The following is an 11,434-nucleotide window of genomic DNA, read 5'->3' on the forward strand; positions in this document are numbered from 1 at the left end:
CAGAAGTAGTACCGCACCGGGCGATTATTAAAAACGCGGCTGCATGCTATGCACATCATGTAGGACCTCATTATTCAGCGAGGACGGGCTGCGTCGCGCGTTTAGGCGCAAACCACACCATCCGGGGGATTCATCCGAGCGGGCCCGAGCCGCGCATATAATGGAGCTCCGGCCTGTAGCTCGGGGCAAGCCACTCCTGAAGCGCCATGAGGCGAGCCATGGTTCAGTCCACGGCTCGCCAATGAATCAAGCTTGCAACGCAAGGTCTCCTATCTCGGCGGCGTCCACGTGGACCTCGCTTGGTCGCGGTTCACTGATCCGGAACCAGGCGACATAGAGAGCCGGCAGGAAGATCAGGGTGAGAACCGTCGCGATGGCGAGGCCGCCAATGATGGCGAAGGCCATTGGCCCCCAGAAGACAGTCGGCGCGATCGGCACCATGCCGAGTGTCGCGGCGGCCGCCGTGAGCAAGATCGGACGTGTCCGGTGGAGCGCGGCTGTGACGACGGCGTCCCACGGATGGGCGCCGGTCCTCCTTTCGGTCTCGATCTGATCGATCAGGATGACCGAATTGCGCGCGATCATGCCGGTCAGCGCCAGCACACCCAGGATCGCGACGAAGCCGAGCGGAGCTTGTGCAAGCAGCAGGGCCGCCACCACACCAATGATGCCGAGCGGAGCAACACTCAAGACCAGGAACATGCGCTGGAAGCTCTGTAGCTGGAACATCAGGATCGTCAGCACAAGAAGGCCCATGGCCGGCAGCACCGCCATAACCGAAGCTTGGGCTTTGCCACTCTCCTCCACCGAGCCGCCAGTCGAGATGTGATAGCCGCTCGGCAGCGCCGCCACGAGTTTGTCGAGTTGAGGCTCAAAGGCCTTGACGGCCGTTGCCGGCAGCACACCAGGCACCACGTCGGCCTGCACGGTCAGGGTCGGAACGCGATCGCGCCGCCAGACGATTGGGTATTCCTGGGAATAGTCAAAGGTTGCGATCTGCCTCAGTGGAACCACCCGCCCGCCCGGAAGCGGGATCTGCAATGAGCGAAGCGATTCAAGAGAGGTCCGCTCCGTCTGCTCGGCGCGCGCGACCACGTCGATCAGGTAAATATCGTCGCGAACCTGCGTCACCGTCGTGCCGGAGACAATGGCATTGAGCGCGGTCGCCACCACGGCTGAGCTAAGGCCCAGCTGTCTCGCCTGGTCCTGGTCGACGCGGACACGCATAATCCGTGATGGCTCGACCCAGTCGAAGTTGACGTTGCGGAGGCCCGCCGTCTTGCCTACGGCATCGGCAACCTGCAGAGCAATGGAGCGAACTTGGGCCGGGTCTGGTCCGTCCACTCGGTATTTCACCGGCCAGCCGACAGGGGGACCGAGTTCCAGCGGATTGACACGCGCGACGACCTGCGGGAACCGCGTCGCCAAAGCCTTCTCGAGACGCGCGCGAACCTGCTCGCGTTCCTTAAGTCCTTTGGTGACAATGACTGACTGCGCGAAGAAGGGATTCGGTAGGGCTACGTCGAGCGGCAAATAAAAGCGAATGGCGCCCTGACCGACATAGGTCGAGAAATGCTCGACGTCAGGATCGGCGGCCACGATCTCGTCGAACTGTTGCACGACCTCGTTTGTCGCAAGAATCGAGGCGTTGTCTTGCAGCTTCAAATCCACCAATAACTCAGGCCGATCGGAGGACGGAAAGAACTGCTGCGGGATGAGACGGGCTCCGGCCAGGGCTGCAGCGAAGAGACCCGCCGTCACAAGGATGGTGATCCATTTGGCGCGCATTGCAGCCAACAGAGCACGCTTGAACAAGCGCATCGGCGCGCTCAGCATTTCACTATGCGAATGCTTTGGCTTTCCCAGGAGCGCAACGCCCACGACAGGGGCAAAGAGGCCCGACACCACCCAGGAAGCGATTAGAGACAGCGCCACCACGGCGAAGAGTGAGAAAGTGTATTCGCCCGCGTCGCTGCGCGCAAAACCAACTGGCACAAAGCCAGCGACGGTGACGAGCGTCCCGGCAAGCCGCGGCATGGCAGTCGAAGCGTAGGCGAAGACGCCCGCGGTCGGCTTGTCGTCGCCACGTTCGAGACGGCTCACCATGGTCTCGATGGTGATCATGGCATCGTCGACCAACAGGCCGAGAGCGATGATGAGGGCGCCAAGCGAGATACGCTGAAGGTCGATGCCCAAGGCCAGCATTGCCGCGAAAACGACTGCGAGGACCAGCGGAATCGAGATCGCGACAACGGAGCCGGCGCGGAAGCCGAGGCTCAAAACGCTCACAACGAGGACGATGGCGATCGCTTCCCACAGCGCTTCCATGAAGTCGCCGATTGCGTGACTGACTGTCTCCGGCTGGTTCGCGATCATTGTGGGCTCGATGCCGACCGGCAAGTCCTTCCTAAGTTCCTTTATCGTTTCTTCGACGTTGCGACCGAGCGCTAGGACGTCGCCGCCGTCGCGCATAGAGATCCCGAGGCCCAGGCCAGGCTTGCCGTTGATGCGAAAGATCGGATCTGGCGGGTTGGCATCCTCGCGGCGCACTTGAGCGATGTCGGCAAGGCGAATGATGCGATCGCCCACGGCGAAGTTGACGGCGAGGATATCCTTCTCGGATTTCAGCGCGCCGCTTACCTGCAGTTTGATGCCTTCCTGATCGGTGACGATCTCACCCGAGGGAACCACGACGTTTTGAGCCTGCAGCGCTGTTGTCAGAGCTTCCGCGGTAAGGCCGTAGCCCGCGAGCTTTTGAGGCGAGAACTCGATGTATATGCGCTCAGGCTGCGCGCCGATCAAATTTACCTTGGCGACATCGGGCACCTGCAAGAGCCGAGAACGGACGTTTTCCACGTAGTCTCGTAACTCGCGGTTGGTGTACCCGTCGGCGGTGAAACCATAGATGATGCCGTAGGTATCGCCGAACTCATCATCAGCTACCAGGCCGATCACTCCCTGTGGCAAGGTCAACCTGATGTCTTCAACCTTCTTTCGCACCTGGTACCACGTATCGGTCACCGTCCCCGGAGGCGTCGATCCCTTGAGGTATACGAAGACGGTGGACTCGCCTGCCTTTGTGAAGCTCTTCAGGTAGTCGAGATGAGGCGTTTCCTGAAGTTTGCGCTCTAACCGTTCGGTTACCTGGTGCAGGGTATCGTCGAGCGTGGCGCCAGGCCATCTTGCCTGCACCACCATCGTCTTGATGGTGAAGGTGGGATCCTCGTTGCGACCAAGTTGCAGGTAGGCCCCAATGCCAAGGACAAGGACAGCGAGCATCAGATAGTAGACGACCGAACGATGCGCGAGCGCCCAAGCGGAGAGATTAAAGCGGTTCATTGGGAAGCTCCCAGCAGCCGGACGTTCTGGCCGGGCCTCAGCGCATGCACGCCGGCGGTCACTACGATTTCGCCGCTCTCGACCCCTCGCGATATCACGATGCGGGAGGAATCCTGTCGAAGCAGGTCGACGGTTCGAAGCGAGACTTGCTGCGTTTTGCCGTCGACGATCCAGACCGCCGGCCGGTCCCCTGCCGTCGTCAGGGCAGTTGCTGGCAGCTCTATGCCGCTCGCCACCTGCATATGCGTCTGACCGGTCACTGTTGCCCCAAGGCGCATCGCCTTCGGCCAGGTGCTGAGCCCAACTTTAACCCGATAGCTCCGGGTGACGGGATCCGCCTGTGGCGCCACCTCCCGGACCTGGCCAACGCCGCGCACCGACGGATCATCGGTCAGCGCGATGTCGATCGACGCGTCAGGGGCGACCTGGCGCATGAGGCTCGCGGGCACGTCGAATACCGCGTCGGCACCGTCACCGTGTGCGACCGTGACAATCGTCTGACCTGCCCTGACAACCTCCCCGGCTTCCGCCCCGGTGGCGATCACGGCGCCGGACGAGTCGGCGACCAGTTTGGTGTAGCCGAACTGGTCCTGGGCCGTGTGCAATACGGCCGCCGTGGAATCCACCTGGGCTTTCGCGTTAAGATATGCCCTCTCGGCGGCATCGAACTGGGCCCGGGTGGTCCAGCCCTGCCCGAGCAGAGTCCTTTGACGCTCCAGGGTGTTGGCGGCTTCGTGGACGGCCGCTTGCGCTGCTTCGTTCTGCGCCTGTGCGGCATGCAGTCCATCCTGCTGGGGCTGCGGATCGATTTCGGCGACAACGTCGCCCGGCTGGACCACCTGCCCCACACTGGCCTTGCGGCTAATCATCCGGCCGTCAATGCGGAAGGCAAGGTTCTCCTCGGTGCGTGCGCGGACATGGCCCGTGAGCGAAACGGGCTCCCCTTCCGTGCTGGCGGAGGCGACCACGGTTCGCACAGGGCGGACCTCCGGTGGTGGCGCGGACGCACCAACGCACGCAAAGACGGTTAACCCCAGGCAGGCAAGTGTGGATGCGGACTTCATGACAGACCCTCTTGTTGTGACCAGTCCGATAAAATTCGTCGCTGGCCTCGACAATTTCGGGCTTGCTTATATACATTCTTGCATGTATGTAAATAGGGAAAGTCGTGGATGTATGTAAAAATTGACGCAGAGGAAGGACTTCACTCATGAGACGCACCAAGGCCGAGGCCGAACAGACACGCGAGGCCGTCTTGGCCGCGGCCATCGACGTCTTCCTCGAGCGCGGCGTGACCCGTGCTACCCTGGAACAGATCGCAAGTGCCGCAGGCGTAACGCGCGGGGCCGTCTACTGGCATTTCCGCGACAAGCAGGAGATCTTCACGGCGCTGGAGCGGCGGGCCAATATGCCGAACGAGGAGTTTGGCGATCGCCTTACGGCTCGCCTCGGTACTCAGCCTGATCTTGATCCATTGCGCGAGCTGGCCGACGCAATCCGGGAGGGGCTGCAGGCATTCGAAACCCATCCGGAACGTTCCCGCATCCTTACAATACTCTGGCTGCGTTGCGAATATTCCGAGGACATGCTGCCGGTGGTTACGCGCCAGCGGGAAGCGGACCTGGCGCTCCAGAAATTGTTCGAGTCCGTGATAGCGCTCGCCGCAACCCGCGGCCGGCTCGCGCCCGCCCTCTCACCAGAATTGGCCGCGCGCGCGCTCCTGCTTTTGGTCAATGGATCGGTTCTCGATTGGCTCCGCGCTCCCGGACAGTTTGAGCTCACAACAAGCACAATGCCAATGGTGGCCGGGTTTCTCGAGGCAATCAGCACGCCAACAGCGCAACCAGCGGCCGATCAGGCGCGGCCTGCATTATTCCTCGGAGTAAAACCATGACAAATGGATCAGCAGCGCGAGCCGTGGCGGCGCAACGTCGGCCGATGCGAAGGTCACACCAGCGTTCTGCGCGCCCGAGCTTCGATTGCATCGCTCTCCTGCTGCAAGGTGGTGGGGCGCTCGGATCCTACCAAGCCGGCGTCTATGCGGCGCTGGCCGAAGCAGATCTGCATTGCGATTGGGTTGCTGGGATTTCGATCGGCGCTATTAATGCCGCGATCATCGCCGGCAATGCGCCTGACCAGCGGGTCACACGACTTAAGGCGTTCTGGGAGGCCGTCAGCGCCAATCCGCTCCTTGAGTGGTTTCTTGGCTGTGGCGCATCCCTCCCGACGGGTGATGTAGCACGTGGCCTCCTCAGTCAGATCGGGTCGACCTCCGCCCTCATTGGCGGCGCCGCCGGCTTCTTTTCACCTCGGTTGGTCGTGCCTTGGCTGTATCCAGCCGGTACGATCGAGGCCACGAGCTACTACGAAACCAAGCAGCTGAAAGCGACGCTTGAACGGTTTGTCGACTTCGAGCGCATCAATTCCGGCGAGATGCGGTTCAGCATTGGCGCGGTCAATGTGCGCACCGGCAACTTCGTCTATTTCGACAACACGACCCATGTCATCCGGCCCGAACACGTGATGGCGAGCGGCGCACTGCCGCCCGGCTTTCCTCCCGTCGAAATCGATGGCGAGTTCTTTTGGGACGGCGGCCTCATCTCGAACACGCCCCTGCAATGGGTGGCGGAGTCCACTCCCCGCCAGGACACCCTTGCCTTCCAGGTGGATCTGTGGAGCGCGCAAGGGGAAATTCCCCGCAACATTGCCGAGGTCACCACCCGTCAGAAAGAGATCCAGTATTCAAGCCGGACCCGCGCCAACACCGATCAGTTTAAGCGGGTACAGCGCCTGCGCTCGGCGCTGGGCAGCCTTCTGTCGAAGCTACCTGACGAACTGCATGACACGGCCGAGGCCCGGCTTCTGAGCGCAGAGGCTGATCAAAAGGTCTACAGCCTCGTGCACCTTATTTATCGCGGCCGGACCTATGAGGGGCACTCCAAGGATTATGAGTTCTCTCGTCTCGCCATGACGGAGCATTGGGGCGCCGGCTACCACGACGCGATCAAAACGCTTCGCCATCCCGAAGTTCTAGAGCGGCCCGCCACAATCGATGGCGTTTCGACTTTCGATCTCTCCCAGCACGGGCGCGAGTAACCCGTCTTATGCCGGAAAAAAGGAAATCTACAATGAACGAGAACGAAGTGCGCGAGCGCGCCTTCTCAATGCCGCTGACAAGCCCAGCTTTTCCGCCGGGTCCCTACCGCTTCGCAAACCGCGAATATCTGATCATCACCTACCGGACCGACCCGGTGCGGCTGAGGGCGCTTGTCCCTGAGCCGCTCGAGGTCGACGAACATCGGCCGCTGGTGAAATACGAGTTCATCCGCATGCCGGACTCGACCGGTTTTGGCGATTACACCGAATCCGGTCAAGTGATCCCGGTGAGGTTCCGCGGGAACCCCGGCAGCTACTCGCATTGCATGTTCCTGAATGATGAGCCCCCGATTGCGGGCGGGCGTGAGCTTTGGGGTTTTCCGAAGAAGCTTGCGAACCCATCCCTGGGTGTCGAGACCGACACGCTGGTCGGCACGCTCGACTACGGCCGCGTGCGTATAGCTACCGGCACCATGGGCTTCAAGCACCGACCGGCGGATCGAACGGCAGTACTTGCTTCGCTCCAGGAGCCGAACTTCCTCCTCAAGATCATCCCTCACGTGGACGGCACGCCACGCATCTGCGAACTCGTCGAATACCATCTTCAGGATGTGCACCTCAAAGGCGCCTGGACGGGCCCGGCGGCCCTCGACCTCAGCTCGCACGCACTCGCGCCGCTGTCGGAGCTGCCGGTGCATGAGGTCGTCTCGGCCATTCACCTAATCGCCGACCTGACGCTGGGGCTTGGTAAGGTCGTGCATAACTACCTGGCAACTCCTCCCCATAAGGCAGCGAAAGGAAAGACCTATGACCTCGCATTTTGAGATTGCTGACCGGGAGGCCATGAATGCAGGCCGCCGGCTGCTAGGCAAGGTGGCTGTCGTCACCGGTGCCGCGGGCGGCATAGGCAGGGAGATCGCGCTCACTTTCATCCGCGAGGGCGCCACGGTCGTCGTCGCCGATCTCGACCGGGACCGCACCGCAGCAGCCGCCCGCGACATCGATCCCAGCGGAGAGCGCGCCCTCGGCCTCACCATGGATGTCACCAACGAAGAACAGGTGGAGGCGGGCATGTCGCGTGTCGTCGAGGCATTCGGGAGCCTAGACATTCTCGTCAGCAACGCAGGAATCCAGATCGTGGCGCCGCTCGTCGAGTTCGAATTCGCCAAATGGAAGACCATGATGGATATCCATTTGGACGGTGCCTTCCTGACGACGCGCGCCGCGCTGCGCCAGATGTACCGTCAAAAGGGCGGTTCCATCATCTACATGGGCTCCGTGCACTCCAAGGAGGCCTCGCCCCTCAAGGCGCCCTATGTCGCCGCCAAGCACGCCCTCATCGGTCTGGCCAGGTCGTGGCGAAGGAAGGGGCCGCTCATGGGGTCCGTGCCAACGTGATCTGCCCAGGCTTCGTGCGCACGCCGCTCGTTGAGAAACAGATTCCCGAGCAGGCGCGCGAGCTCGGCATCTCTCAGGAGGAGGTCGTCCGCACGATGATGTTGAAGGAGACTGTCGACGGTGAGTTCACCACGGTCTCCGACGTGGCCGAGACCGCAACATTCATCGCCGCGTTCCCCTCGAACGCCCTCACCGGCCAGTCGATAGTCGTCAGCCACGGCTGGTTCATGCAGTAGCTGGCGAACGGGCCATCCCGGCGGGATGGCTTGAAGAGAACGAAGCTCGGAGGGGCGCAGGGCCCTCCAACCACATTCTTCAAACGGATTCCAGGATGCCCGGCCGAGGCAACACGCGCGACTATACCGACAAGATGCTGCTCGCCGCTTTGCAGGAAGCGCAGACGACGGTACGCGCCTATGACACAAAGGCGCAAATCGTCGGCGTGGGCTACATCCTGGCGCTTAATCTGGTGCTCCATTTCGGAGATCTCCTGCCGACGCACGCGCCGCTCGGGCCACTGTTCTTCGCAGGCGCCTGGGGCGTTCTTATCATGCCGATTCTGCAGTTCGGGCAGGTGATTCACCCGAGCCGGACCCGCGCGGAAAAGGATCTTGTCGCGAAGAAGTTCTGTGGCTCTGAGCAGCGCGTTTATTATGTCGACCCCAACACATTCGCCAATCTCGAGGACTTCGTCCGCGAGGCGCAAACCTCCGATTGGACCTCGGTTCTTGGCGCCGAACTGCTAAAGGTGTCTCGCGTCAGGATCATCAAGCAGACGCGCTTCCGGCGCGCTCTGATGATGACCGTGGTTTCTTTCATCGTGCTCGCCGCCGATCAATTTCTGCGCAGTCTGGCCGTCGTCCGATGAGAAGAGAACGGCACGGCTGGCCGAGGGTGGGGGTTCGTGTGCGTTGGTGGCGGGTCCTGCTCCTCCCCGCGATGCTGTGCCTGCTGATCAGCTGCGCCGCTCGACCCGAAAACGTCTTTCAACCTCTCGCCTTTGCCGCCGGTGATGCTGGCCACGTAGACATGCTGGTCGCGACGACGCGCAAGCCATCTGACAATCGCGGCCAGCTCTATAGCGGCGATCGCGGAACGGCGATCTCGCTCAACACGATAGTCGTCTCCATTCCTCCGGATCGGAACCGCACGGTCGGAAAGATCCAGTGGCCTCTTCTCGTGAAACCCGATCCCGAAAAGGAGTTTGCCGTACTCAGCGTGGGGAAGATCGCCTCGCAACGCGCAGTTCTTGAGTGGGTTCGCAAGAATCGCAACGGCAAGCGGCAGGTACTCATCTTCGTGCACGGCTTCAATAACACATACGCCGATGCCGTGTTCCGCTTCGCCCAGATCGTTCACGATACCGGGACCGATGCAGCCCCGGTTCTCTTCACATGGCCGTCGCGCGGAGATCCATTCGACTATCTCTATGACAAGGAAAGCACCAACTACTCACGTCGCGCCTTGGAAGACCTGATCCTCCAGGCCACAAGAAGTCCCGACGTCGCCGACGTGACGATCCTGGCTCACTCAATGGGCGCATGGCTGACGGCCGAGGCGCTGCGCGATATCGCCATGCGCGACCAGACCATCCCGACGAAAGTTAGGAATGTGGTTTTCGCGTCGCCGGATATCGACATCGACGTGTTTCGCCGTCAGTTCATCGAGATGGGCGCGACCCGACCGCATTTCACGATCTTTACGTCAACCAATGACAAGGCCCTGCAAGTCTCCCGACTGCTTTCGGGAGGAGTTAGCCGCGTCGGTGGAACCGATCTCAGGCCCTACGCTTCCGTGCTCGAAGCGCTTGGCGTTTCGGTTATCGACACCAGCCACATCACCTCCCCCGATCCACTCGGCCACAACGCATTTGCCGATACTCCCGGAATCGTGCGCCTCCTCGGGCGGCGGCTTGCAGGGCAAGGCTTAACTGGGGGAGAGGCGACGTTTGCCGATAAGGTCGGGGTAACGGCCGCCAATTTCGCCGGTTCGGCAGCGCGGGTGGCCGTTGCCGCTCCAGCCTCGGTCATCAGTCCGAATGCCCGCGAGATTTTGAAACGGGAGCTTTCCTCACAAGGGGGCCAGATAGTGGACGGGCAGATTTCGTACTGATTGTCGAGCGTGGCTACAGGCGAATTAGTGATCCGAGCTTACCGTCGAGAGTGAAATGACGACCATTCCCAAGACTGCGAAGAACGGCCATTCCGATGAGAGATTCCCGATCATTCAAGCTGGCAAGGCGGCTTGTCGCCTGTATGGGCTGTCGAAAACGACTGTCGCCGACATCGCTAGACTGCTTGGAAAATCTCCCGCAACGCTGTACCGAACATTCCCCTCGAAGGCGGAGATATGGGACGCCATCGCAGCGGATTTCTACGAAAGTGACCTCTGCTTCGAGCCATCCAGTGCAGGCGACTTGGCGCGCGCAACAGACCAATTGAAAGAAACGATGCTTGGCCACCATCGCTTGCTGCTGCAGGCCCTGCAGGGCGACCCGCAAATGTTCGGCCTGATTGTCCTTACCGCGAGCAGCAACTGGCCGTCCTTCAGACAATTTCGAACTCGGCTTCACGGCCTCGTGGGAGAGCTTATTCGCGCCGGCATTGGCACAAAGGAGTTCCAACGGACAGATGCGCGCGCGGCCGCCTCCTGCTTATGCGCCTCGCTCGTCGTCTTGTGGGACCCCAGACTTGTCGGTGCAACGCCTCCGAACCATTGCGAGATTTCAGCTCAGGAACTCGTTTCCTTCGCGATTGATGCGTTGCGGTAACTGCGTAGGCGCCTGTCGATCATGCGAAATAGGCTTACCGGCAGCGCGTGCAATACACTGACCTCTGCCTTGCTGGAGTTCCGCGTTCCGACGGCTAGGTCATGCTTGCGGTTAGGTGGCGCTCATCCGCGTGCAGGAATGGTGTAAATTCGGCGGGGAGCAGCTGCCAGCGATGGAACGACCACTCGGCAAACTAGCTCTTCCAACAGATAAAGAAGGACGGTGAAGCTCAGTCTGCTATTGGAGAAATACGGAGTTCACCTCAACGGCAGATATTGGGCGCAATCCAGCCGAGGCCCGCTCTTCCGCTTTTCGACCTGCCCTGGCTCTTTTGGATATACCTCAATGCGCTCTGGCTCAGAATTCGGGCAAGCGATAGCCCCATAGGCTGGGTCAGAAATACGCCGCAGCAACCGCCATGGTTGCGGTGGTCGCGAAACTGCCTATTGTGGGACGGTGCAAAAATCAGACGCAAAACAGTCGCTTTAATCCGGGACTTTTGCGAAAACCAGGCGGCCGGAATCGACGCGAAGCGGAAGCTCGCTTGCTCCGGATCAATTCACCGCCATGACCCAAAGCGGACGCTGGCATTGATCAGTCCGCTATAGACTAACCTTTGTCGAACTTGGTCAACTTGGACGACAGTCCTGTCTTACCGTTCCTAGTGGTTCCTGCCTGACATAAGAGTCCGGATCGGGATTCCCTTTGCCTGCCCGCGTGCGAGTCATGGGTATGCGCACAGGAATATCTCTCACCGTCTCGCCTTCTGACCATCGGCGTTTGGTTGCCTTGGTCAAAGACCGTAACAGCCCGCAGAAGCACGTCTGGCGC

8 protein-coding genes and 1 pseudogene are annotated in these 11,434 nt (G+C 61.0%); 7 read left to right on the forward strand and 2 right to left on the reverse strand.

Annotated features, from left to right (window positions below; genetic code table 11):
* Positions 1-246 precede the first annotated feature (246 nt).
* A complete protein-coding gene (locus EN859_RS28905) occupies positions 247-3,339 on the reverse strand; it encodes an efflux RND transporter permease subunit (RefSeq protein WP_127856355.1) in 3,093 nt (1,030 codons plus the stop codon).
* The gene (locus EN859_RS28910) at positions 3,336-4,403 is read right to left on the reverse strand and encodes an efflux RND transporter periplasmic adaptor subunit (protein WP_127856354.1); all 1,068 of its coding nucleotides are present in this window, start codon (positions 4,401-4,403) and stop codon (positions 3,336-3,338) included. The genes EN859_RS28905 and EN859_RS28910 overlap by 4 nt, the downstream gene beginning before the upstream one ends.
* A 146-nt stretch (positions 4,404-4,549) precedes the next feature.
* Here EN859_RS28910 and EN859_RS28915 point away from each other — a divergent pair, with 146 nt between their 5' ends.
* The 7 genes and pseudogenes from EN859_RS28915 to EN859_RS28945 all read left to right on the forward strand — a co-directional run bounded on the left by EN859_RS28915 (position 4,550) and on the right by EN859_RS28945 (position 10,603).
* Entirely contained in the window at positions 4,550-5,233 is a 684-nt protein-coding gene (locus tag EN859_RS28915) for a TetR family transcriptional regulator (protein WP_127856353.1), read from the forward strand.
* Between the two features lie 44 nt (positions 5,234-5,277).
* The gene (locus EN859_RS28920; RefSeq protein WP_127856396.1) at positions 5,278-6,435 is read left to right on the forward strand and encodes a DUF3734 domain-containing protein; all 1,158 of its coding nucleotides are present in this window, start codon (positions 5,278-5,280) and stop codon (positions 6,433-6,435) included.
* Between the two features lie 32 nt (positions 6,436-6,467).
* Positions 6,468-7,259, forward strand: coding sequence for an acetoacetate decarboxylase (locus tag EN859_RS28925; RefSeq protein WP_127856352.1), 792 nt, complete (start codon positions 6,468-6,470; stop codon positions 7,257-7,259).
* Between the two features lie 19 nt (positions 7,260-7,278).
* A pseudogene (locus EN859_RS28930) lies at positions 7,279-8,069 on the forward strand (3-hydroxybutyrate dehydrogenase).
* Between the two features lie 134 nt (positions 8,070-8,203).
* Positions 8,204-8,701, forward strand: a complete 498-nt coding sequence (locus EN859_RS28935; protein WP_245525754.1) for a hypothetical protein — start codon at positions 8,204-8,206, stop codon at positions 8,699-8,701.
* A 71-nt stretch (positions 8,702-8,772) separates the two neighbouring features.
* On the forward strand, positions 8,773-9,945 hold the full coding sequence (locus EN859_RS28940; RefSeq protein ID WP_245525755.1) for an alpha/beta hydrolase: 1,173 nt from the start codon (positions 8,773-8,775) through the stop codon (positions 9,943-9,945).
* 55 nt (positions 9,946-10,000) lie between these two features.
* Positions 10,001-10,603 carry a TetR family transcriptional regulator gene (locus EN859_RS28945; RefSeq protein ID WP_127856349.1) on the forward strand — a complete coding sequence of 201 codons (603 nt, stop codon included), beginning with the start codon at positions 10,001-10,003 and terminating at the stop codon, positions 10,601-10,603.
* The last annotated feature ends 831 nt before the right edge of the window (positions 10,604-11,434 follow it).

This window comes from Mesorhizobium sp. M00.F.Ca.ET.216.01.1.1 (assembly GCF_004010325.2).
Lineage (GTDB): Bacteria > Pseudomonadota > Alphaproteobacteria > Rhizobiales > Rhizobiaceae > Mesorhizobium.

Excerpts from the sequence above, each read along its gene's own strand:
- EN859_RS28905 (WP_127856355.1), bottom strand. The coding sequence starts at position 3,339 with ATGAACCGCTTTAATCTCTCCGCTTGGGCGCTCGCGCATCGTTCGGTC.
- EN859_RS28910 (WP_127856354.1), bottom strand. The coding sequence starts at position 4,403 with ATGAAGTCCGCATCCACACTTGCCTGCCTGGGGTTAACCGTCTTTGCG.
- EN859_RS28915 (WP_127856353.1), top strand. The coding sequence starts at position 4,550 with ATGAGACGCACCAAGGCCGAGGCCGAACAGACACGCGAGGCCGTCTTG.
- EN859_RS28920 (WP_127856396.1), top strand. The coding sequence starts at position 5,278 with ATGCGAAGGTCACACCAGCGTTCTGCGCGCCCGAGCTTCGATTGCATC.
- EN859_RS28925 (WP_127856352.1), top strand. The coding sequence starts at position 6,468 with ATGAACGAGAACGAAGTGCGCGAGCGCGCCTTCTCAATGCCGCTGACA.
- EN859_RS28935 (WP_245525754.1), top strand. The coding sequence starts at position 8,204 with ATGCTGCTCGCCGCTTTGCAGGAAGCGCAGACGACGGTACGCGCCTAT.
- EN859_RS28940 (WP_245525755.1), top strand. The coding sequence starts at position 8,773 with ATGCTGTGCCTGCTGATCAGCTGCGCCGCTCGACCCGAAAACGTCTTT.
- EN859_RS28945 (WP_127856349.1), top strand. The coding sequence starts at position 10,001 with ATGACGACCATTCCCAAGACTGCGAAGAACGGCCATTCCGATGAGAGA.